Below are 23,654 nucleotides of genomic sequence, written 5' to 3' on the forward strand. Positions count from 1 at the left end.
AATAATTTATGTTAGAAAAAATTTATAATGATGGAGAAAGATTAATTCTTGGGGAAACTTATGATGTTTTAGAGGTAATGCGTCATAAAAGTAGCTATAAGATTTTTAAAAAAAATTATAGAAGCCGATATACTTAATAGCCCATTAATGCTAAATCAAAAAATAAAAATTTTAGATATAGGTTGTGGAACGGGACACGGAACTTTCATGCTTAGCGATATATTAGGAGTAGAAATTACAGCAATAGATATCAGTAAAGAATCTATAATTTATGCTGAACAAAGTTGTGGAGCATCTAATATACAATATATTAAATCTGATTTAGTTAGTTTTATTAAAAAGGCAGAAGAATATGATTATATTGTATCACGACATGCACTTGAGCATATTGAAGATGGGTTAAATCTAGCACTTAATCTTAAATATAAAAAACGATTAATAGTAAATGTACCTTTTAATGAACCGGAAGGGAATATACATCATTTAGTTAATTGAATTACTGAAAAAGACTTTGAATCATATCCGAACAAAGCATTTTTCTTGAAGGAGTAGATGGTGTAACTAACGACACGCATTCTGAAAAAATCCTCCTAATTCTATAATCTGTATATCTAGTAACTCAGATTTAAAGCCTATAAAACAATTATTTAACTATCCAATCTCAGCTTGGACTCTAGAATTTTTAGAAAAGTTAGGTTTGCAATCCCAAGATATATTAAAACAATTGCTGCAAACTAGAGATGCATTTAAAAATAGCGAAGAGAAACACTAAATTAAAATAATACTGTAACAGAGCTAAATAATGCTTTAGAAGAAATAAAAATTTAAAAATAAACTAATTATTAGTGAAGAAGAAAAATCTATTTTTCTAAAACTCTATAGAAAATTTAAACAATAAAGCTAACATTTTATAAATTATTTTTAAAAGTTATGACAAATAGAAAAGATAAACCTCTAAATATTTATCATACTTTAGTTTCCATTATTATACCTGTCTATAATGGGGCTAATTATATGAAAGAAGCTATAAATAGTGCTTTAGCACAAACTTACAAAAATATTGAAATTATTGTTGTTAATGATGGTTCAAAAGATAATGGAGAGACAGAACGTGTAGCATTATCATATGGTGATAAAATACGCTATTTTCATAAAGAAAACGGAGGTTGCGGTTCGGCCTTAAATTACGGTATAAAAAACATGCAAGGGGAATATTTTTCGTGGCTTAGCCATGATGATATATATTATCCTAATAAAATCGAGCATCAAGTTAACATATTAAATAAATTAGATAATAAAGATACTATCATTTACGGTGGTTATGAATTAATCGATGAAAAAGGCAACTCTCTACGTTATATTAAACCGGATAGTGTGCTACCTATAAATAAACTTAATATTTCTTTATTACCGTTATTACGAGGATTAATACATGGTTGTTCGTTATTGATTCCTGCTAAATATTTTCATGAAGTCGGTGTATTTAATGAGGCTTTACCGACAACGCAAGATTATGATTTATGGTTTAAAATTTTCCGTGTTGCTCCTATTCATTTTGACGAATCTATCCTAATTAAATCTCGTTTTCATTCAGAGCAAGGTAGTAAAAAAATATCAAATCATAACGAAGAATGTAATGTATTATGGTCATCGTTTCTTCACGAGTTAACAGAAGAAGAAATGATCAAAATGGAAGGTTCTCCTTATTTATTTTTAACTCGTACAGCTACTTTTTTATCCAATAATACTCCGTATAAAAAAGCCTGTGATTTAGCAAATACTATGGCTAAACAAGTACTAAATGATACTAAAATTAGTGTTATTATACCGGTATATAATAGAATAAATTGGGCAATTGAAGCTATAGAAAGTGTACTTATTCAAACACACAAAAATTTTGAGATACTTATAATAGATGATGGGTCGACTGATGATATATCAGAATTAACTGCAATATGCAAAAAAGATAAAAGAATAAAATATTTTCATAAAAAAAATGAAGGACCTGCTGCTGCACGTAACTTAGGTATTAAAAATGCTATAGGAAAATATATTGCTTTCCTTGATTCGGACGATTTATTTTATAAGGATAAAATAGAAATCCAATTAAAGTTTATGGAAGAAAATAATTTTATATTTTCTCATACTTCATATCAAAAAATAAATGAAAAAGGAAAATATATCGAATCTGTTCATTCCGGGCTTTTTAGTGGCAATGTTTTTCCTCAAGTCATACAAACTTGTCCAATAGCAATGCCGACAGTTATGGGAACTTTGACATTATTTCAAGAAAATTTATTTCCTGAAAATATAAGAAGCGGTGAAGATTGTTGTTTATGGATATCTATTGCTAGTAAAAACTCAATAGGCGGTATAGACAAAGAATTGTCTAAAGTACGAATTAGCGGTGGTACTAATACGTTTATGGATCCAAATAAATATTCAGTAGGTTTAATAAATATTACTTCTTATGTTCTTAATGATTCTTATTTAAGTAAATTTAGTCCGTTTACTATTAATTTGTTATTAGCAGCTGTTACACAATTAAGATTACTAGAAAATAAAAATGAAGACTATAAAAAAAGTAATATTTCTTTTTTCAAAAATAACTATGTAATTCAAAAAATACGAACCTATTGCTTTGTGACAAAAATTTTGATTTTATTAACTATTACTTCTATAAGGCAAGAAGGAATACGTGCAACAATCTCTAGAATACAGAGATGGCTTAAAAAGCATATACATATATAAATAACTATTCCTCAAGTATCTTAACTTTTGAGCCATCACCAATTTTAGTCATACCTTCGGTAACGACTAAGTCACCTGCTTTAATATCGTCAGAGATAATTTCAATTAGACCTTCTGTACGTGTACCGATTTTTACATATAATTGTTTTATCGTATAACCGTCTATTTTATAAATAAAATTACCTTGATTATTGCGTTGAATACAACTTTCAGGAACGGTTAGGTTTTTATGAGGGTTAATTATAAGTATAACATCTACAAAGCTATTATGCAGGATTTTTGTACCCATAGGTAAAATAATTTTAGCTGTTAAAGTACCATTATCTGATAAGTAATGCGATATTGCCCCGATTGTACTTTTAATTTTTCCTGCAATTAAAACTTCAGTATCGACGCCAACTTTTCCGCTTAAAGACTCCGGCAATTCAATAAAAATACTTTGTGAGTTTTCTGTTCCGGTAATGCTGAAAAGATAGTCACCTATTTTTACTTCATCGCCGACCATAGACTTAATTACGCCTATTTTACCAGAGTAGGGTGCAGTAATGATCATATCATTATATGTTTTTAGAGCTTTGGAATAATTAAATTTTGCATCTTCAAGTTCGCTTTTTGACCTTTTATATTCCTCGTTGCTTACAAATTTTTTAGCGAATAAAGCTTCTTTTCTATTATAATCTTCGTGTTTTGTATTTAATAACGCTGCTGCTCTAGATTTAGTGGTTTCTGCTATGTTTTTATCTATAACTAGCAATATATCCCCTTTTTTTACTATGTCTCCTTGATGTGCTGAGACTTGTTCAACTACTCCGGTGGCATTGGCATAATAATCACGACTATTATCATTCTGGCATTGCCCTACAATATTAAATATGTCGTAAAGCTCAGCAATTTGTACTTTTGTTGCTTTTACTGCTGTAATTGTTTCTTCTTCCTTTTTACTTGCTATAGTAGAAAGCGAGATAAGTAAGGTAAAAAGAACAATAAGTTTTGCAGACATCATATATTATACTCTAAGGTGCATAGGTGTCATCTAGTAGATTGTCCACGGCATCTAAGAAAAGCAACTAAAAGTGTATGTTGTTGTGACATTTTTAGCTGGATACTGTGGACAATCTACTAGATGACAAAGTATGCTTTTTCAGTTCCTCATCCATTAACCATTTATATTCTTTTTCTAGAATTTCAAATCTAATTTTTTCTAATTGTGCATCAAGAACAGGTTCAGGAACGATAGCAGCACCGGTAAACTCAAATCCTTGATAGTTAATTTTTAGTTTCTTACAAATTTCTTGTAATGATAATAAATTTGCTTCCATATCATCGATAAATATTATTGATTGTGGATAATAACTTGTTTTTCGTAATACATACTCAAGCATGCTTCCTTTATCATATTCCGCAGTGTAAATTATTCCGTCTTTTAATGTAGGTTTACCGTAACCGGCATTAAAATCTTCTATTATTATCTCATCTTTTAAAGGTGAAAATTCTTGAAAATTTACCTTTAATGCAGTGAGTTCACAAATTCTCCATTCGATCATATCTTCAATTACGCCGAATTTACCGGTAGGAAGTTTAGTAAGACCCATTGCCGGTACATTTTTTTCTGTAAGTAGAGCAAATGTCGTTAAGATATCTGGGTTAACAAATCTAGCTTTCCTATCTTTAAGAACAATACTAAGTAATAATTCACATTCTTTTCTAGTAAGGCTTTTTTCAATGTTCTTCATTAATTCTTTTCTATAATCATGTGTTAACCTAGATTCATCACTATCCATTACAATTACTTCATCTACATCAAAAAGCACCAAGCTAGTATTATCGGCTTGTTTTACCGCTTCTATAACTTCTTTAAAATCATGAACTTTATTTATGTTGCTATACATATTTATTGTTTATTTAATCTTACTTAAGAGTCTAATTACTTCTTCTAAGGAATTTGTCATTACCTTTAAATCTTCTTCTCTAGATAAATTATGGTGACCGTCTTTAATTAGCTTCATTACTATTTGTTTGCTCGTTATTTTTTCTAATAATTTTACTGAAACATTATAAGGCACGTCTTCATCTAACATCCCATGAATGAGATGTACCGGTATATTTATATCAATCTGTTTCTTTGTCAATAATAAATATTTTTTTGCATCTTCTATCAGTTTATAGCTTATATGATATTTATGCTCACAATTTTTACCGCTTACTTCTAGTATTCCCTCTTTTTGCATCTTATTTTGATCATTTAGAGATATATTTTGCCAAATATTTTCAGTACAATCTGGAGCAGGGGCTACACACACAAGTCCCTTTATTTTATCAGGAAATCTTAAAGCCGCAAGAAGTGCTAGCCATCCTCCTATGCTCGAACCTACTAATATCGTCTCCGTATTAATTAATTTATCTAAAATTAGTGATACTCCCTCTAACCAATCACTAATTGTTTGATCCTTAAATTGTCCTGATGCCTTTCCATGGCCGAAATTATCAAAAACAATAAAATTATAATTGTTTTTTTTACAATAATCTATTAAATAGATAGCCTTAGTTGATTGCATACTAGACATCAAGCCGTGTAAAAAAATTACAGATGGAATATTTGTATTAATTATTCTATAATTATCATAGACAATAAATTTGTCTTGTGTTTTATTATAAAGTTTGTGCATTTTAAATAATTATTTTAATAGATTGAGATTTAATGCCTTCATTAAAGTCAAGTAAACGATACAATAAATATACTATTTTGCAAGTAGTGCCTGCTCTAGTTTCGGGAGGGGTTGAAAGAGGTACTATAGAAGTTGCAAAATATCTTAAAATTCTCGGTCATACTCCTATCATAATTTCAGCAGGCGGTACTCTAGTTAAAGAGTTAGATAAGGAAGATATATTGCATATTGAAATAAATAGTAACAGTAAAAATCCTTTTGTAATTCTGAATAATGCAAAATTGATAGCAGAAATAATCAAAAAATATAATGTTGATATAGTTCATACAAGATCAAGAGCACCGGCATGGAGTTCATATCTAGCAACAAAATGGACAAATGCTAAATTTTTGACTACCTTTCATGGGGTGTATAATATTCCGAATAGTTTTAAAAAATATTATAATAGCATAATGCTAAAAGGCAAGAAAGTTGTTGCTGTGTCTAATTTTGTAAAACAACACTTGCTCGAAAACTATAAAATTGATGAAGATAAAATAGTAGTAATTGAGCGTGGAGTGAATTGTGATTATTTCGATCCTGCAAATTTAACGCCGGAAAAACTTGAAAAATGTTGTGATAAATATGATGTACCGAGTAACGTGCCGATAATATTAATGCCTTCTAGAATGACAAGTTGGAAAGGACATCTTGTTCTAGTAGAAGCATTAAGTAAATTAAAACATAGAGACTTTTATTGTTTAATGGTTGGTGATATATCTAGACATCCCAATTTTACTAATAGAGTAAAAGAGCTTATAGCTAATCTAAAACTTCAAAATAAAATTCAAATTTTTGGTAATGATTTGGATATAATAAACCTATATGGGATTTCCGATATTATCATTTCTGCCTCAATCGAGCCTGAAGCTTTCGGGCGTACTATTATAGAAGGGCAGGCGATGAAGAAGCTTGTTATTGCAACTAATATCGGCGGGGCAGTAGAGACAATAAAGAATAATATAACTGGTTTCCACGTAGAACCAAATAATGCTGAAGCGTTAGCACAGAAAATCGATTATTGTTTCTCGATTTTAGGTACTGATCTTGCTAAGAAAATCCAAGAAGCGGCAAGACATACGGTAATTAATAATTTCTCTCTTGATCTGATGCTAAGAAAAAACCTTGAAATCTATAAAGAAATCTTAAAAAACTCCCATAATTGAACATCTAGATTTAGTATATACTCATGATAAATGAAAAGTAGTCAAGTATATAGGGTTGCATAGAAATAGCTATTCTCCTAATAATTTTATTTCAGCATACAAATCTTCAAGATTTATACTGATCATAAAAATTATTATAGTCATGAGATTTACCGTCATGATGCACTACAAGCATTAAAGTTTCCGGTAAAAATTCTTTTAAAGCTTGTTATACATTTTCTATAGATATTTTATCAAGATTAGCAAATACCTCGTCTAAAATTAATATTTTAGGGTTTGAAATTATAGCTTTAATGATTCCAATTTTTTTCTTTTGACTTGTGCTACTTGGTGCATTTATTACATCATAATTTTTATCACTTAAGTGCTTAATTAATGTACCTAGATCTAATTTTATAAGTAGTGTGTTAATTTTTTCTTCTAATAATTGCTTATTACTTTTAATTTAATGATTGATTGATCAAGGTCGGAGGTTATTATTTCAAATAAAGTAGATTAAACCGGTATGTAACTATTCTGATCAATAAATATTATTTTTGGATTTTGATAATGGGTAGGTATGGAAATTTCACCAACGCTATGGCATGGATCAGCAATACAATTGACTAAACTCTTTAAAAAAGTAGTGTTGCCTTTTCCTGAGGAAGCTGAAAGAAGATCATGTGCTCCTAGTTTGAATACTAAATTTTTCAAAACTCAAAATAGTTCTTTCTTCTATAATGAGGTTATAATCAGAAATTACAAGTTTATCGTTTGTATCATTAGTAGACCATGTTATTCCTTTTGTATTCTCAGAAGAAATTGCCTCTATTAATTTTGTAATTCTTGCTTGTTATATAACTGCTCCACTAAAGATTATTTTTAATGAGGAACTTGTTAAGAATGATTTTAAGGGTTCAAGCCAAGGATTAAGTAGTAGAGCTTGCTCAGGCGTAATCTCTCCATTTTTTACTTTATAAATATAGTAAAGTGATTTTATGAATTTATCGGAGATATCTAGTATAGTAGTTATAGTATTTTTTGTGCTATCTAAAAACAACATTTTCTTTGATATTGCTTTTTTAGCTTTAAGTTGTTTGGCATATTGATTTTGTACAAATTGAGCAGGATCAGTTAACAAGATATTTGAAGTATTAGAGGATATATTGCTTACTATAGAAGCTGTATTTTCGTTAATTTTCCCTGGCTTCTTGCCTGTAAGAAATATTCAGTTGATATAATATATTTAAAAATCCTTCCTTAATATTTTCAAACGCATTAAATATAATAGCTCCTGGAACTAAATTCATTATATCTTGCAATGCAATAAGCTGTATAATTTTTTGAGTGGTTAAATTCCCTAATTGTAAAATTCCAATAGTGAAAGTATTATTAAGATCATTAAATAAATTATTAGTAATAGCTTCTATATCCTTTAATCCTAAGATTTGACTTTTATATTCCTCGTTTAGTAACACTTCTAAAGTTTTTTGTTCGATTAAATCTTGAGTATTTTGTGTTAAAGAAACTTTATATGATTGGAATAGTGTGCTTATTATATTTTTTTCACACCATAAAATACTGATTTTTGCTACTTGAGAAACAAGCGCTCCTATATCAGCATTAGGGTGCTGTATGAGTAAGGTTAATGCAATTAATATATTGCCATCATTTCCGGTATAGTTAATAAAACTACTATTTATGTATGCTTCAATTAAATCTAAAACCCTTGGGTTACATCTTTAATTTCATTTTTTGAATCATTTTTAAAATTGTTAGACAGTATATTAGGATCAATTACCCTAATATTAGGAGTTAAGTTTATCTGAATTTCTTTTAAATTTTCCTGATAATTTAAGCAATCAGTCCCATAATATGCTAAGCCTACTATTGCAGCTGTAGAAGTTAAATAAATTGGTACTGAATAATTAGGAAAAGTTGTGATGAGATTTGTAGTAATAGGGTAGATTAAACTTCCTTTAAATGTGGCAGAAGTAAGATAATGTTTCTGAAAATACCCTTCGGTTATTAAGATTTCATCAGCAAGAGTTGCCGAAACAAAAAGACTGCTTCCTGTTGTCCCATTTACAATAAAACCAATTATACCACTAATTATTAATTCCATATGCTAACTTTTTGGAAAAGGTAGAAGCAGCATTATTTTTATTAAAAATAGATATCGTTATTGTGAGTGGGTGTTGTTTTGTGTGTATCAAAAAAGGCACTCGGTGTTATACCGTGGTTTGACCACGGTATCCAAAAACAACTGAAAAACTGATCCACGCAGCAATACCTTTTGAGCGATTGAAAGTAGTGTGGCACTCCATAAAAATAATAAAAAAATACTAAAAATTAGCATTTTTATACTTCCTTGCTTCGCCAAAAATTACAGTTTTTTCTTAGCTCAGACGTTAAATTCTTAACTAATCTATCTTTAATAAAAGCTGCCGAATTAGGTGATAAGTTGTATTATAGTATAAAGAAAAAATGTAGGTGTAGGTAAAAAGGCAGATAAATAAAATCTGCCTTTTTATAGTTGTTAACGAGAATATAACTCAATTACTAAATGCACTTCTGCTTCAAAAGGATATGGGACATCAGAAAGAGCAGGAACTCTTAAATATTTACCGGTTAATGAAGGTACATCAAATGATAAATACCCCGGTGTTGTTTGACCTTGTTTTGAAACGGATTCTTGGATAAGCGGTATTTGTTTTACGGATTCTTTAACTTCTATAACATCGCCTGCCTTTAGTCGTATGCTTGCGATATCGGCTTTCTTACCATTTAATTTAATATGTCCATGTGAAACTAACTGTCGTGCAGCAAAAATAGTTGGAGCTATATTCATTCTATAAACTACCGTATCAAGTCTACTTTCAAGTAACCCAATGAAATTTTCACCGGTATTACCTTTCATTTTTTGAGCAAGTGCAAAAATATTTCTAAATTGTTTTTCAGTGACACGACCGTAGTGGCATTTCAATCTTTGCTTAGCTTTTAAATGTAAACCATAATCTGAAGTTTTAATCATGGTATTCTGCCCATGTTGCCCGGGACGATAATTTCGTGTATTGAAAGCATCCTTGCTATCACCCCATAGACTTACTCCAAGTCTTCTACTAGCTTTATATTTAGAACGAACAATTTTTGTCACTGATAATATCCTTAACTTATTATTTGAATTACAAAAAAATATATACATTTCTTGTATCAAAGTCAATCATTGATTTTTAACCTAAAACTTTTTATATTTAATTAAAAAATATTTCATATGAGTTCCTTAGTAAGACCAATCAATTTAGGTAAAATCAATCATTCACAAAGTACTGTTAAAGACTATATTTTACTTATGAAACCGCGTGTAATGTCGCTTGTGATTTTTACGGGTTTTGTAGGTATGTGGCTTGCTCCTTATTCCGTGCATCCGTTTATTGCTGGTATTGCAGTTGTTTGCATAGCGCTGGGGGCAGGTAGTGCAGGGGCAATTAATATGTGGTACGATAGAGACATCGATAGCTTAATGAAACGTACCCAAAAAAGACCGATAGTAAGAGGAGTTATAGAATCTGATGAAGCTTTATCTTTTGGTTTGATAACGGGATTTTTTGCAGTATTTTTTATGGCTTTATGTGTTAATCTACTTGCATCCTTTTTACTGCTATTCACTATTTTTTATTATATCTGTATTTATACTATTTGGTTAAAGCGTCGTTCTATACAAAATATCGTTATTGGCGGAGTATCGGGAGCATTACCTCCTGTGATAGGTTATGCAGCGGTAAGCAATACTATATCTCTAGAGTCAATTATATTATTTTTAATGATTTTTATTTGGACGCCGCCGCATTCATGGGCTCTTGCTTTATTCTGTAACGATGACTATAAAAACTGTAAAGTACCGATGATGCCTGCAGTAAAGGGGGCTTTATATACTAAAAAACAAATTCTAATTTACAGTATTCTTTTATTTATTGTTTCGCTAATGCCTTTTTTTATTGGAATGAATAATTTTATATATTTAATAATTTCTGGTATCCTTGGGGTAGTATTTCTATATTATGCCGGTTCTTTATTCTATGACACCCCTGATAACAAACAAGCTAAACGATTTTTTGCCTATTCGATATTTTACTTGTTTTTTATATTTTTACTTTTGTACTCAACTAACACTATATCCACTATTAGCTGAGAGATAATAGTGTTGGGTTACTTTTATAGAAGCTAAAATTGAAACCCAACGTGAAGAAACATATCATAAGTGTATTTTCATACAAGTGATTTTTTATTTATAACTGTAATTTTTAAATTTCATACTTTTGTTTCGTAATTTTGATAAGTAGGAAGAGTTAGAATATATATCGTATTTTATTCCATGGGAGCAACCTGTCATGCAACACACTCCATCGTTGGATAAAACTACTCTTAATACCGGCTTTATAACGTACCGCCTTGCTTCCATATTCGCTTACTTTATTTTCCTGTATAATTTGGTTGCCAAATTAAAGCTTCACTCTCTAATCGTATTTGAGGCAATATTTCTTTCATGCTGCTTATCGTTATGCGTTAAAAATATGCATTCCGCTTTTATCAACGGTTTATATTGGTTGTTTATGTATTGAGCTAAATCTTCAAATAACTTTGCATATTCGGTAAGCCAGCCTTCATAAGTAATAATAGGAGCAAAGTTTAGATGAACTTCGTAACCTGCTGCAATAAAAATATTCACCGCTTTTATTCTCTCGATAATTGGACTCGTTTTTGGCTCTAATATCTCACTCATTCTTGTTGGTATCAAACTAAATCTAATCCTTATTTTGTTTTCAGGATTAAAATTAAGTAATTTAGGATTGACATATTTAGTAGCAAAAGTTGCTTTAGCACGTGGATCTTCTTTAAAGAAATTAAATATCTTTAACCAATTAGTGTGTTTCCAATGCAAACTGACATCGGTAGAACAACCTATATCATATGTCCAATATTTAGAATCTGTTTGATTGGAAATTTTAGTCGGTAAGTTTGCTATATGTTTATTCAATACGTCAAGTATTTGATCTATATTTTCATTGATATATAATGTCTCATAGTTATGATGCATAACATAACAATAACTATTTCTGCAACCTCCGGCACAGCCATACATGAAGTTAGGAGTTATGTAATCAGCTGATCTTCCATTAGGACGTACGTGCAAAGTTTTCGTATTTTGTACTATTTTCTTAATCATACGATTTTAAATTAAAGTTTATTTAAACTACTTACTTAGCTTTACAAACTTCAGATTTATTTACTTACGTTGCAATTGTAGTTATAAATTATTAATTACAAATATATCATAAGTTATGGAAAAACTAAGCTATCTAAATTTTGATAATAAAAGTTATAAATGGAAAAATGATATTGAGTATCGTAAATGCCTGGAAAGCTATAGAGTAGGTAAAGGGGAGCAAGGAGTATGCATTTGTCAACCATATAAAAATGAAATTTTGCCTTATTGGAAGTTTAAAACTTCTGACATTGCTAAAGAAAGTAGTGAAAAAATATCTCGATCTTCATAACAGATATCCAATATCAAGAAGAAAAAGACAATCTACGAAAATTCGTTGAAACTGATCCTGAAGAACTTTCAAATTTTATTGAAACTTATGATAAGACTGAAAAATATAACAATAGAGAAGCTGAAATTTTTCATAGTTTAAGTTCTATTTTAATGGAAAAACAACAAGATAATGCGATTAAATCATTAAAGAAAGCTATTGAACTAGATCCAAGTAAAGTATACCCTCACGAAGAGTTTTTTAATAAATTACATAAAATAAATCCAGAGGAAGCACTCGCTTCTATCAAAAGAGCTATAGGGTTAAATCCAAATAAAAAATCATTATATGAAGACCTTATTATTTTGTTGAAAAAGGTAAATTATGATGGAGAAGTAAAATTACTAAAGTAATTCAAGATTTCCCTAAAAACATACCTAATTTGGTATTAGGTACTGAGGAAACAAAGGATTTGTATCCAATTAGGTTTGGCACAGGAATCACTGTATCAAAACGTGGGTATTTATGAGTTTTGCACTATCATCTAGTTGCTTGCTAACTAAGTCTAGAAAAAATAATTTCAACATTGTTACTACACTATATTATATGTTTTGCTGGATGATGACATAGAGAGGAATAATAAGTCACACAACACCCGTGACGGTCACATTAAAAAAGTTTCTTCAATCCTTTTTGTAGAAGCTTATTCACAGGATCTGCTTGTTGGTTTTCCTGCAGAGGGCTGTTTTGTTCCTCTGTATTTGTATCCTTTTTCTTTCTGAGACCCAAAGCATTTTTAATAATATTTGCAGGTTTCTTCTCTCCGCTTTTTAAGTCTTTAATAACGCTATTAAATACGTTTTTAACTAAATATGTTTGAAAGGCTTGCACGTCTAATTTATGCTGCGGATTATTTATGAATCCGTATAATTTAACAGCTATAGGCGGTAAATCGGCAACAGTAACGCTTGCACTAACATCCATCATATATTGTGGTAAGTTAATTTGACCGCTTGCATTTGTTGTGGTAGGTGAAGCATCTAAACTACATTCATTTAAATTAAGCTTGCCTTGCGTTATATTTCCTCTGGCAATTAAATTTTTGAAAGATGTGGATCCGCCACTAAAGGAGCTGTTAATGAGTTGCAATACTCCTTCGGTATTTTTAGCATTATTGACCACATCTGCGATTCGGTTTAAATCAAATCCGCTTATTTTCCCGTTATCGCTATTTACGTTAAATTGTCCATTTAGATTATTAACATATGTATAAACGCTATTACCGCGAGAAGTAAGATCGGCTTTAAAGCTTAGTCGCCCATCAGTTATTTTTATTTTATCCGATTGCGGAGTGAAACTTTTGAGATAGGCATTTTTTAAATCGATTTTAATTGCAGCGTTTTGATCTTTGGCTGAACTCACATAACCGGTGCTACTTAGTTCGCCACCGTAAATGCTTGCATTAACTGAAGTAATATTCAGCGTGCCGCCGGTGATATTTAATTTTGCTTTTAAATTATTTATGATTAATGAGTCGTTAGTTAATTTATCAATATTTGCGGATAATTGCCCTTCAATTTCATTTAAAAACCCTAAATTAATAGGATTATTTGACCAAGGAGAATTATTTTTAGCTGTAGGTATGTTTTGAGTAGCAGGACTATTAGTTTTATTTGGAGCAGGAGTAGGACTATTACTTGTAAGAATTTTATCCAAATTCACTAACGGACTATATAAGTTAAGATTAAAATTGGGCTTCTGAGTTGCTAAATTAATATCTCCTTTAATAGATATATTAGTATTAAAAGCGGATATTTTATTATTAATATGGAAAGTATCTTTAATTTTTTGCACTCCTCCGTTTAACTGCAATACTCCAATCTGACTTAAATTACTTACTCCCATAAGAGACATAAACGACTCAAAATTATTAATTTTTAGATTGTGCGAAATAGTTATATCTTGTGCTAAATTTTTAAGCTCAATATCTCCCGTTAGATTACTATTTGCAGCCGATAAATTAATATTTTGTAATTTTATTGCTTGAGAATTACTAATTACATTAGAAGTAAGTATAAGTTTTTGGTTAATAATAGGTGGTAATTTATCGGTCTTTAGTTTTAGAGCATCAAGTATAGGTGTTAAACTGTCAGCTTGTAGCATAATATTTGTCTTATCTAAATTAGAGCTAATTTCGGTTATAATGTTACCGGGATTAATAATAATATTTGATTTCAGGTTATTACGCTCTATATCATAATTTGCATTTGCTAGTAATTCTATATTTGGATAATTAAGTCTAGCATCTTTAATAGCTATATTTTTACTATCGGCAGTAATTGCCGTAGTGAGCTCGTAGTCATTTTGTAAATCAGCAGGCATACCTAAAGTTTTAGTATTACCTTTAATATTTGTGTTACCTATGAACGAATTATTTTCGCTATCAAATTTTCCTTCGATTTTAATTTTTTCACCGGCAAGATTAATATTGGCACTTAACGGAATTATTTTACCGATTTCTTCAATATTGCCATCTATATTAATTGGCTGTGCCAAAGCCTTTAAAGCTAAAGTCAAATCTATAGGACCTTTAAGGCTTTTAATTTTAGTCTCTAAGTTAATATCGTTAAATATTTTCTCACTGTTTTTTTCTATATATATTACTTTGCCGTCTATAATTTTAAAATGACTAATCAAAATAGGAAGTGCTAATTCAGTTTTAGTATCGGTAGATTCTACAGAGCTAAGTTCATTTGTTTTGGATGCATTATTAGGTGTAGAAAATTGCCAATTTTTTTGTCCATTACTTAAAACTTCTAGATTTATAATCGGTTTTTGCAATTCTATAGAAGCTACTTCAATTGCTCCTCTAAAAAGAGGAAAAAGTCGCAATGACGCTTTAGCACCTTCAACGGAAACTAGATGAGGTTCTTGTGTACCGTTTATTGATGATAATTTAATTTCTGATAGGGATATTGCGGGATTTGGTAGTAAAGATAATTTTATGTCGCCGTTAATAGTTAAATCTCTATTTGTAGCCTCTTTAACTTTATCTATTACTATTCCTTTATAATTATTTAAAGGAATAAAGAAAGGAATAACAATTAATAATAATATTATACTTATAAATATAATAAGTGAGTATTTTAAAGTTTTAGGCATAGAGCTTAACCTTCTATTTTTATATACATATATTAATTATAGTATTTAAGGATTAATTGTCAATTTTATATAATTTACTCAATTAAGGATTAAAATAATTATATTTTATGTCATTCCCACGAGGCGTTGTTGCGTGGACCGGTAAAACTCACTGTGTCACCCCGTGGCTTGACCACGGGGGCCATAAAAACAATAAATACTAATAAATTTAGTATTTTTAACTGGATCCCGTGGTCACGCCACGGGATGAAACAGAGGTGAATAAGAATCGTAGGGTACTATAAAAAATTGAAAACTACGGTAAATTATTCAAGCTTCTCTTTGATAATTTAAAATCACATAATCTTTAGTTATAATAGGAAAAAATTCTTTATTGAAAGGTAATAATTCGGTTGTTTGATCTGAAAATTCTATTTCAATTATGTCACCGGCACCAAAGTTAAGAATATTTTTAATTTTGCCTATTTCTTTATGATCTTGGTTTAATACCGGTAAATGAGTTAAATCTGCTATATAAAATTCATCTTCTTCTAGTTCCGGTAAACTTGCTCTTAAGCAAAATATTTTATAACCTTTTAAATGTTCAGCTTCATTTCGAGTAGCTATATCATTAAATGTACAAATTAATTTTCCTTTGGCATTTTGGCTAATTAGCTTAATATGTATATTTGCTCCTGACTCATTTACTAAATTTCTTTCAAGTATTTTTGTAGCAGGGTCGGTAAAAGATTTTAACATTACATGACCTTTAATTCCATGACATGATTTTATTACACCGACTAAAATTAAATTTTCTAAAGAATTCATTAATTGGCCTTTAAATTTTGATAATTATATATAATAATATATTTAAAAACTTTTTTACAGACATGATAAAAAAAATAGCTGCCGGCGTCATAATTTGTTTTTCATTATTGTTATTTATAATGTTTGGTGCATTATCGTTTGTTAACTATAATTCGGTTACTAATAATTTTACCAGTCATTTAGGAATTGCGAAAGAAAATATCGGAAAAATAAAGATGCATAAATTTCCTTTGTCCTATTTAGTTATTGAGACGATAAGAGAAGAAGGAAAGTTAGATTTAGAACAGATTAAAATTCATTTTTCGTTGTGGTCGCTTATAAAATTTAATCCTAAAATTAATAAAATAGATATATTAGATGCTAAATTTTATTCACATTCTAATGTATTAAATATTTATAATCATGAAGAGTTAATAAAGAATTTCTTTAAATATAAATTACAAAATATAAATCTAAATGTTACTAATCTAAGTATTATTAATAAACAAGATTATTCTATTGTAAATTTTAATAATTGTATATTAAAAAAAGAAAATGTTTTATCGTCTAATTACATATTTAAAACGACAAGTAACTATATAGGTAAAATTTCAGGTTCAATTAATAAACGTGACGATATAGTAGATTTTAGTCTTAATATTGATAATAATGATTATGGTTTTAAGTTATCGCAAATTTACAAAGATTCTAAGCTTACTAGCGGTAGTGGTGAATATCAGATTAAAAATTTAGCATCGGTAATGTATAATATATTACCGGATTTAAACCATCTTTTTAATAAATTTAATCAACATGAGGCAGTAAACGTTAAATTTAATATTTCAAATAATGAAGATGCAATAGAACTAAAAGACATAGTAATAGCATCACCTTTTATTATTGGTCATGGATTTGTTAACATTGCTAAAAATGATAATATTACTACTAATGTAAAACTAGATTTTCCTAAAATAGATTTAAGTTCGTTAATTTCTCCAAATGCAGAGGTAACATTTAATACTTCTTCTTCAAATATTAGATTTATTTTTGCCAATAAATTACTTAAAGCAGACGTGGCAATTAACGAAATAATTTTAAGTAATAATGAAGAACTAAAAAAAATAGTCTTTTCTTCTAACTTATCAAAGGGTACTTTAAAGATAAATGAATTTTCAGGTAATATTAAATCAGGTGGAGAATTTAAGCTTACAGGTAATGTAACACAGAATACCGTTAGAAGTATGTTCGATGGACAGCTATATTTAAAGCACAACGATATAAATTCGTTACTGAATATTTTAGGATTTAACGACGTTACTATTAAAGAAGCTATTCCTTTTAGCTTGTCATCGGATTTAAAACTCACTTTAATAGATTTATTTTTTAAAAATTTATTACTCAAAACAGATAATTTAAATTTATCAGGAAATTTTTCTAGTAAATTTATTGCTCAAACACCTCGTTTAGACGCTACGCTTAATATATCTTCGCTTGACTTAAGCAGTAGAACGTATCCAATAATTTCGCCGCTTATCGAATTTACAAAAAATTTAACTAAAGATATGAAAGCTCTAGATTATCCAAGTAAATTCATCCCTATTAGAACAATAGGATATTTAGCTAATTTAGATATTCTGATAGATAGCGTTAAGTATAACGATCATGTATTTGACAAAATGAATTTGCTTGCTAAAATCGTACCAGCTAATATAAAAATTAGTAATTTAGATTTTAAAACTGCTAACAGCTATTTATCAACTAGCTGGAACTTAGATGCATCGAGTGTATTACCGTCTTTGACCGTAGAAATTAAGGACGGTAATCTTACTACTGATTTATTATCACCGGCAGGAATGCTTAATTTAAGAAATAAATTAATAAATGATTATAGTTTAGATAAAGCTACCTTACAAGTTTCCGGTACATTGTCGACATTATTACAAAATGATTTAATATTGAAAAATGTTAAATTTTATGTAGCAAATAATAATAATTTATTACAATTTAATAATATTGAAGCAGAATTATTAGGTGGTAAGCTTCAAGGTAACGGAAATATTTTATTAGAACCTTATGCTATAAATTTCGTATATGCTTTAAATACAATAGATTTAAACAAAGTTTCAGCTCTTATGCCTAAAATATTTACTGCAAGTGGCGGAAAAATAAGTATAAGCGGTAGTTTAGGAACTAACGGTAACACTCTTCAAAGCCAGTTATATAACCTTACTACAAAATCACAATTTGCTATAAACAATATAGATGTTAATAATTTTGCAATTGATGCTTTTATAGAAAAAATTGATACAGCTGATTATAAGGTACAAAATTTAGATCAAGATATAAATAGTGCTATAACCACAGGACAAGAAAATATTAGAGGTATAAGCGGTGATATTGAATTACAAAAAGGTATTGCCCTTTTAAAGAAAGTAAAATTTGCAACACAATATAGTAGCGGTGCGGCCTCTTTTGCAGTTAATATATATAATTTTGATATGGATGCATCTAGTATTTTATCATTTTACGTGCCGGCAAGGCTTGTTAAGTTAAATACCTCAAATACAAGTTCTGATAAAGATAGCTTGGCACATCTTAATGTAAAAATGCAAGGGAGTATTTTGGCTCCTAAGAAAACTTTTGATAGTAGTGAGCTAAAAAAATTACTTATACCCCAAACAACTGAAGACACAATTACTACAGATAACCATTAAAAATAAAAATAAATGACTAATACTAAAACTTTAGAAACAAATATTAGCTTTGAAGAAGCTTTAAAAGAGCTTGAAGAAATTGTTAAAAAAATAGATAACGGACAAGAGAGTCTAGAGACGGCAGTTAATAGCTTTGAAAGAGGTATTTTACTTAAGAATCATTGTGAGAAAAAACTAAAAGAAGCTCGGTTAAAAATTGAAAAAATTACTAAACTTGCTGATTCTACAGTGGTCTTAGAAGAGATGGAAGTGTAGTGTTGGCATAAAGCATACATTGTACTAATATCATAAGATGACAAAGAAATGTAATTATAGCTTTTCTGCTGAAAAAAATTATAAGTTAATAAGTGAGCGCAGGGTAAGTTTTGAAGAAATAATATCAGTTATAGAAAGTAATTGCTTATTGGATATAATAGAACATCCAAATCCTAATAAATATTCAGAGCAAAAAATGTATATAGTTAAATTTAATGAATACGCCTATTTAGTGCCTTTTATTAGTGAAGTTGATGGAACAATTTTTTAAAGACTATTATTCCACGTCACAAAGCTACTCGGGAATATCTAAAAATAGGAAAAGTAATGAGAAATCAAGAGAATATATCAAATATAATACTAGATGCTGAAGAAAACGCATTGCTGGAGTCTTTTGAAAATGATGAATTGCAAAGAATTAAAAATTTTGAACAAGAGAAACATATATCACAAGTGGCAGCAGCTAATTATTTAAAAAAAGATACTCGAATAAATATTCGTATTTCTAGTAGTGGTTTAATGAGAATAAAACAAAAAGCTGCTTATGAGGGATTACCTTATCAAACTCTTATTTCTAGTATATTACATAAATATTCAGCAGGACATGGTTAATAATACCTATGTAATCATATAATTGACTTTATCTATACCGTTCCTAATATTGTTTTGATGAGTTTTTGTGTGGGATGTTTATATTTAACAAAATACATTATTCCTAATAATTTTCAAAAAGAAGCGCTTGGAAGTTTGGGCGGGTTTTTATCGGGTGTAGTCGGTAGTATGTATGCGGTATCAACCGGTTTTGTATTAATTTATTTACTCGGTAATTTTAATAAAGCACAAGAAGGGGGGCAGCAGAATCTATAGTGTTGATGAGGTTTGCAGATAGTGTAGGTTGGCTTCCTCATGAAATGAGGCCTACAATTTATCTAGATATTAAAAATTATACCAAAGGTGTAATGCAGCGTGAATGGCAATTAATGAAAGACGGCCAGCAAATCGGTCATGAAGCTCTTAGTTCCATCCAAGCTATTAATAAGAGACTACAAGCTTATAAAGCACGCGAGCAAATGCAGCTATTGACTAAGCAGGTAAATCATTGAGGAGATAAAAGAGCTTTATACAGTAAGGTGTAACAGAAAATGTCCTATTTTCCTTAAATATTCAATATTGGATAGTTGTATGTAATGACTGCTATTAATTTGATTTTTGTCTGTATGCTTGGCACCAAGCTTATTTACATAAGATTTCGGTTGGTTTAGTTTGTATCACTTCATCATCAATGCTTTTGTTATGATTTATATTAGACAAACCTTTTCGAGGTCCTTTGGCCGTAAATCAATATGACCTTATTAAGGCTGTACATTATATTGAGAGATTAAATTAGTGATATCTGTAACAACATAACGCCATAATTTATCCGTGCCTTTAGTAATACCTATACGAGCAGTAGTAGAGTAGGGTAGCTTTAAGCCGATATCGCCGACAAAAAATTCGTTGTTATTTATGAGATCGCATTTATTATGAGAAATATTAATTCCTAAATATTTGCATAATTTACCCGGACCGTTGAGGTATAGATTTCCAGGCGAAATAACATGTACGCCTCTTATTAAGGTCGCAGCAGGGAAGCCTTTAGCTTCGGTTACGAAATTTAAACAATAATACATTCCGTAAATTAAATAGACATAGCTAAAGCCTGCAGGACCAAACATTATATCCGTTCTTTTTGTCCGTCCTCTTGCTGCATGGCAAGCAGGGTCATTCTGCCCTATATAGCTTTCAGTTTCAGTAATGATAGCTGTTTTACCTTGGAAATAAAGAGTTTTACCGATTAACTCAGTGCTTACTACATTAGTATCTCTTGCAAAAAATTCACGAGGTAAAGGGATTAGTTTATTCATGTTTTTGAAAAAAAATATTTAAATTCTTATTCCATTTTGTAGGAGCGAAGTTAGTAATTTCATATTCAGCTATATTATTTATATAAAAAGGATCTTCTCTTAATATATATTTAAGCTGACTTAGTTTTTCTATATTAGCGAAAATAATACCGCCAATTCTTGGATGTATAGGACCTAATAAAATGTCCTTTATCATAACATGTATCTAAACATTTTCTATGTTGCGTAATAAATTTTCAATAGAAGAAAGATCTAGGCCTAAGGTATATTTAAGGTTTACAATAAACATAATTTATATTTTTTTATTAAGTGGTTTAGAATTTTTTATAGAGATTGGAACTGTATCATATCCGCCGTCGCAAAACGGTTGACATTTGATGATTCTTTTAAAGGTAAACCACAAGCCTTTTATGCTACCGTGCATTGATATAGCTTCTTTGGCATATTCAGAACAAGTGGGGTGAAACCGACAATTATTGCCAAGTAGTGGAGAAATGAAATATTGATAAAATCTAAGTAATAATAATACGATTCTAGTCATTTTGAAGCTTGTCTATTATTTTCCCCATTTTTTCTTGAGTTAGATCTTCATAATAATCGTCATTAATCTGTACGACCGGAGCGTTAACGCATGCTCCCAAACATTCTATCTCGCTTAAAGTAAATTTTTGATCTTCAGTAGTTTCTTTGAGTTTTACACCTAATTGCTTTTCGCAAATTTTCATTATATCATCACTACCACGCAGCCAGCAAGGAGTGGTAGTACATACTTGGATATGATATTTACCAACTTGCTTTAAGTTAAACATAGTATAAAATGTTGCAACCTCATAAGCCCGTATATAAGGCATTGCTAACATATTTGCGACATATTCGATAGCAGGAACAGGTAGCCAGCCGCCGTTTTGACGTTGTGCTAGATCAAGCAGCGGAAGTATTGCACTTCTTTTTCCATGCGGTGGATATTTTTTTATAATCTCTTCTGCTAGATTTAAATTTTTCTTATCAAATGTAAAATTTGTAATTTTTGTATTCATATATTTTTAGTACGGTATAGTTTTATGTCATTTCTGCGCAAGCAGGAATCCGTAGAACTATTTAATTAAATCTGTTCATTCAGGATTAGTTTTTGCTATCAGTTCTATTTTCCAACTACGTTGCCATTTTTTCAAGTTTTTTTCTTGTAAGTGCTTCTTGAATATCAGTAAATTCTTTTGTATAAACAAGCTTTATAATATTATATTTTGAGGTAAAACCTTTTATTATTTTTTGTTTATGTTCATAAGCACGACTTATTATATTATTAGTAACACCAATATATAAAGTACCATGCTTATTAGAGCATAATGTATATACCTAATATATTTTTTGTTTTTTAGTTTTATTTTATTGATTCCTGTTTTCGCAGGAATGACAGAGCAACGCAAGTACAAGCCCACGGCATGACAAATATATTACCTATCTATCTCACCAAATACTATATCAAGCGTTGCAATAATAGTAATAACATCTGCCATTAAATGACCTTTAGACATAAAATCTAGTCCTTGCAAATGAGCAAAGCCGGGTGCTTTAATACGACATCTATAAGGTCTATTACCTCCTTGCGAGTATAAATATACACCAAATTCGCCTTTAGGGGCTTCTACGGCTTTATAGGTCTCGCCGGCTGGGACGTCATATCCTTCCGTATAGAGCTTAAAATGATGAATCATTGCTTCCATAGATTCTTTCATTTTGGCTCTTGTCGGTGGTGTTAATTTAGGATCATCGGTTTTAATTGCACCTTTCGGCATTTTTTCTATACATTGCTTGATTATCTTGATTGATTCGTACATTTCAAGCATACGAACGAAATATCTGTCGTAACAATCACCGTGTTTGCCGATTGGTACTTTAAAGTCCATTTCATCGTAAACGTCATAAGGGTTTGACTTGCGTAAATCCCAAGCTATACCCGAACCTCTAAGCATTGGTCCTGAAAACCCCCAGTCCATTGCCTCTTTTTGAGACGCAACGCCGATACCTACTAAACGTTGTTTCCATAATCTATTTTCATTTAGTAGACTTTCAATATCGTGAAGTTTAGGAGGAAACTGTTCTATAAACTTATCTATATCCTCAAGTAAACCTTCGGGTAAATCTGCTGCAACCCCGCCCGGTCTAAAGTAGTTTGAATGCATACGAGAGCCGGAAACATGCTCGTAAAATTCCATGATCTTTTCTCGCTCTTCAAAGAGCCATAATAAAGGAGTAGTAGCACCGATATCTAAAGCTTGGCTGCCAATATTCAAAGTATGGTTCAAAATTCTTGTTAGCTCTGAGAATAGTACCCTGATAAACTGAGCTCTTCGTGGGACTTCGCATTCTAATAACGACTCAACAGCTAAAGCAAATGCATGTTCCTGACACATCGGTGAAACATAATCAAGACGATCAAAATATGGTATAGCCTGCAAATATGTTTTATGCTCAATAAGCTTTTCCGTACCACGATGAAGTAATCCAATATGAGGGTCGGCATTATTGACTACTTCCCCGTCCATCTCAAGGATTAACCTTAAAACTCCGTGAGTTGCCGGATGCTGTGGACCAAGGTTTAGAGTTATAGTTTTGGTGTTGTTAGTCATAGTATTTTTCCTACTGTCACCTAGTTCGCTTGACCACGGGGCCCAGTCTTTTGTATTTTTTCTGG

The 23,654-nt window shown here is 30.2% G+C and carries 25 protein-coding genes and 3 pseudogenes; 11 read left to right on the plus strand and 17 right to left on the minus strand.

Going from position 1 to position 23,654, the window contains the following annotated elements; all coding sequences use genetic code 11:
- Positions 1-8: 8 nt before the first annotated feature.
- Both BG75_RS02875 and BG75_RS02880 read left to right on the plus strand, forming a co-directional pair.
- Positions 9-495: pseudogene (locus BG75_RS02875) on the plus strand (class I SAM-dependent methyltransferase).
- Between the two features lie 435 nt (positions 496-930).
- Complete coding sequence (locus tag BG75_RS02880) at positions 931-2,751, plus strand: glycosyltransferase family 2 protein (protein ID WP_062811379.1); 1,821 nt, start codon at positions 931-933, stop codon at positions 2,749-2,751.
- A gap of 4 nt (positions 2,752-2,755) precedes the next feature.
- Here BG75_RS02880 and BG75_RS02885 read toward each other — a convergent pair whose 3' ends face one another.
- From BG75_RS02885 to BG75_RS02895, 3 genes are all read right to left on the minus strand, one after another.
- The gene (locus BG75_RS02885) at positions 2,756-3,754 is read right to left on the minus strand and encodes an efflux RND transporter periplasmic adaptor subunit (RefSeq protein WP_217284872.1); all 999 of its coding nucleotides are present in this window, start codon (positions 3,752-3,754) and stop codon (positions 2,756-2,758) included.
- A gap of 91 nt (positions 3,755-3,845) precedes the next feature.
- Entirely contained in the window at positions 3,846-4,640 is a 795-nt protein-coding gene (locus tag BG75_RS02890; RefSeq protein WP_062811381.1) for a DUF2608 domain-containing protein, read from the minus strand.
- A gap of 9 nt (positions 4,641-4,649) precedes the next feature.
- Complete coding sequence (locus tag BG75_RS02895; protein ID WP_062811382.1) at positions 4,650-5,417, minus strand: alpha/beta hydrolase; 768 nt, start codon at positions 5,415-5,417, stop codon at positions 4,650-4,652.
- A 32-nt stretch (positions 5,418-5,449) separates the two neighbouring features.
- On the opposite strand from BG75_RS02895, the gene BG75_RS02900 reads away from it, so the two are divergent.
- Positions 5,450-6,622 carry a glycosyltransferase family 4 protein gene (locus BG75_RS02900; RefSeq protein WP_062811383.1) on the plus strand — a complete coding sequence of 391 codons (1,173 nt, stop codon included), beginning with the start codon at positions 5,450-5,452 and terminating at the stop codon, positions 6,620-6,622.
- 495 nt (positions 6,623-7,117) lie between these two features.
- Here the strand turns inward: BG75_RS02900 and BG75_RS07190 are convergent, their stop codons facing one another.
- The 5 genes from BG75_RS07190 to rpsD form a co-directional block, all read right to left on the minus strand.
- On the minus strand, positions 7,118-7,315 hold the full coding sequence (locus BG75_RS07190) for a hypothetical protein (protein ID WP_084777199.1): 198 nt from the start codon (positions 7,313-7,315) through the stop codon (positions 7,118-7,120).
- Positions 7,316-7,454: 139 nt separating this feature from the next.
- Positions 7,455-7,742, minus strand: a complete 288-nt coding sequence (locus BG75_RS02905; protein ID WP_062811384.1) for a hypothetical protein — start codon at positions 7,740-7,742, stop codon at positions 7,455-7,457.
- A gap of 52 nt (positions 7,743-7,794) precedes the next feature.
- On the minus strand, positions 7,795-8,079 hold the full coding sequence (locus BG75_RS08670) for a hypothetical protein (protein WP_196242462.1): 285 nt from the start codon (positions 8,077-8,079) through the stop codon (positions 7,795-7,797).
- 242 nt (positions 8,080-8,321) lie between these two features.
- The gene (locus BG75_RS09645) at positions 8,322-8,726 is read right to left on the minus strand and encodes a hypothetical protein (protein WP_062811385.1); all 405 of its coding nucleotides are present in this window, start codon (positions 8,724-8,726) and stop codon (positions 8,322-8,324) included.
- Positions 8,727-9,140: 414 nt separating this feature from the next.
- Positions 9,141-9,758, minus strand: coding sequence for a 30S ribosomal protein S4 (rpsD, locus tag BG75_RS02920; RefSeq protein WP_010977111.1), 618 nt, complete (start codon positions 9,756-9,758; stop codon positions 9,141-9,143).
- Positions 9,759-9,875: 117 nt separating this feature from the next.
- Between rpsD and cyoE the strand changes: the two genes are divergently transcribed.
- Positions 9,876-10,793, plus strand: coding sequence for a heme o synthase (gene cyoE, locus BG75_RS02925; protein ID WP_062811386.1), 918 nt, complete (start codon positions 9,876-9,878; stop codon positions 10,791-10,793).
- 318 nt (positions 10,794-11,111) lie between these two features.
- On the opposite strand, the gene BG75_RS02930 is transcribed toward cyoE, so the two are convergent.
- Complete coding sequence (locus BG75_RS02930) at positions 11,112-11,828, minus strand: radical SAM protein (RefSeq protein WP_368072212.1); 717 nt, start codon at positions 11,826-11,828, stop codon at positions 11,112-11,114.
- 115 nt (positions 11,829-11,943) lie between these two features.
- On the opposite strand from BG75_RS02930, the gene BG75_RS02935 reads away from it, so the two are divergent.
- Complete coding sequence (locus BG75_RS02935; protein ID WP_062811387.1) at positions 11,944-12,159, plus strand: DUF4385 family protein; 216 nt, start codon at positions 11,944-11,946, stop codon at positions 12,157-12,159.
- Positions 12,160-12,311: 152 nt separating this feature from the next.
- A complete protein-coding gene (locus BG75_RS02940; RefSeq protein ID WP_252903606.1) occupies positions 12,312-12,551 on the plus strand; it encodes a hypothetical protein in 240 nt (79 codons plus the stop codon).
- A gap of 256 nt (positions 12,552-12,807) precedes the next feature.
- Here the strand turns inward: BG75_RS02940 and BG75_RS02945 are convergent, their stop codons facing one another.
- Complete coding sequence (locus tag BG75_RS02945; RefSeq protein WP_062811388.1) at positions 12,808-15,300, minus strand: AsmA family protein; 2,493 nt, start codon at positions 15,298-15,300, stop codon at positions 12,808-12,810.
- Positions 15,301-15,609: 309 nt separating this feature from the next.
- Positions 15,610-16,107, minus strand: a complete 498-nt coding sequence (gene rimM, locus BG75_RS02950; RefSeq protein ID WP_062811389.1) for a ribosome maturation factor RimM — start codon at positions 16,105-16,107, stop codon at positions 15,610-15,612.
- 62 nt (positions 16,108-16,169) lie between these two features.
- Between rimM and BG75_RS02955 the strand changes: the two genes are divergently transcribed.
- The 5 genes and pseudogenes from BG75_RS02955 to BG75_RS10560 all read left to right on the plus strand — a co-directional run bounded on the left by BG75_RS02955 (position 16,170) and on the right by BG75_RS10560 (position 20,442).
- Positions 16,170-18,800: an AsmA-like C-terminal region-containing protein gene (locus BG75_RS02955; protein ID WP_062811869.1), complete on the plus strand. Its 2,631-nt coding sequence runs from the start codon at positions 16,170-16,172 to the stop codon at positions 18,798-18,800.
- A gap of 12 nt (positions 18,801-18,812) precedes the next feature.
- A complete protein-coding gene (locus BG75_RS02960) occupies positions 18,813-19,055 on the plus strand; it encodes an exodeoxyribonuclease VII small subunit (protein ID WP_062811390.1) in 243 nt (80 codons plus the stop codon).
- A 37-nt stretch (positions 19,056-19,092) separates the two neighbouring features.
- On the plus strand, positions 19,093-19,326 hold the full coding sequence (locus BG75_RS02965; protein ID WP_062811391.1) for a hypothetical protein: 234 nt from the start codon (positions 19,093-19,095) through the stop codon (positions 19,324-19,326).
- 56 nt (positions 19,327-19,382) lie between these two features.
- A complete protein-coding gene (locus BG75_RS02970; protein ID WP_062811392.1) occupies positions 19,383-19,667 on the plus strand; it encodes a CopG family antitoxin in 285 nt (94 codons plus the stop codon).
- A 57-nt stretch (positions 19,668-19,724) separates the two neighbouring features.
- Positions 19,725-20,442, plus strand: a pseudogene (locus tag BG75_RS10560) (hypothetical protein).
- Here the strand turns inward: BG75_RS10560 and BG75_RS02980 are convergent.
- The 6 genes and pseudogenes from BG75_RS02980 to nuoD form a co-directional block, all read right to left on the minus strand.
- Positions 20,408-20,959, minus strand: coding sequence for a DNA-3-methyladenine glycosylase (locus BG75_RS02980; RefSeq protein ID WP_062811393.1), 552 nt, complete (start codon positions 20,957-20,959; stop codon positions 20,408-20,410). The pseudogene BG75_RS10560 and the gene BG75_RS02980 overlap by 35 nt on opposite strands.
- Positions 20,952-21,155 carry a hypothetical protein gene (locus BG75_RS02985; RefSeq protein WP_062811394.1) on the minus strand — a complete coding sequence of 68 codons (204 nt, stop codon included), beginning with the start codon at positions 21,153-21,155 and terminating at the stop codon, positions 20,952-20,954. Before BG75_RS02985 ends, BG75_RS02980 begins: the two co-directional genes overlap by 8 nt.
- A gap of 96 nt (positions 21,156-21,251) precedes the next feature.
- A complete protein-coding gene (yidD, locus tag BG75_RS02990) occupies positions 21,252-21,500 on the minus strand; it encodes a membrane protein insertion efficiency factor YidD (RefSeq protein WP_062811395.1) in 249 nt (82 codons plus the stop codon).
- Entirely contained in the window at positions 21,493-21,996 is a 504-nt protein-coding gene (gene nuoE / locus BG75_RS02995; protein WP_062811396.1) for an NADH-quinone oxidoreductase subunit NuoE, read from the minus strand. Before nuoE ends, yidD begins: the two co-directional genes overlap by 8 nt.
- Positions 21,997-22,071: 75 nt before the next feature.
- Positions 22,072-22,276 (minus strand): annotated as a pseudogene (locus BG75_RS09660) (GIY-YIG nuclease family protein).
- Between the two features lie 137 nt (positions 22,277-22,413).
- Positions 22,414-23,589, minus strand: coding sequence for an NADH dehydrogenase (quinone) subunit D (nuoD, locus tag BG75_RS03000; RefSeq protein ID WP_062811397.1), 1,176 nt, complete (start codon positions 23,587-23,589; stop codon positions 22,414-22,416).
- Between the last annotated feature and the right edge of the window lie 65 nt (positions 23,590-23,654).

Origin of the sequence: Rickettsia endosymbiont of Proechinophthirus fluctus (genome assembly GCF_001602635.1) — a bacterium.
In the GTDB taxonomy this organism is placed as follows: domain Bacteria; phylum Pseudomonadota; class Alphaproteobacteria; order Rickettsiales; family Rickettsiaceae; genus Rickettsia; species Rickettsia rickettsii.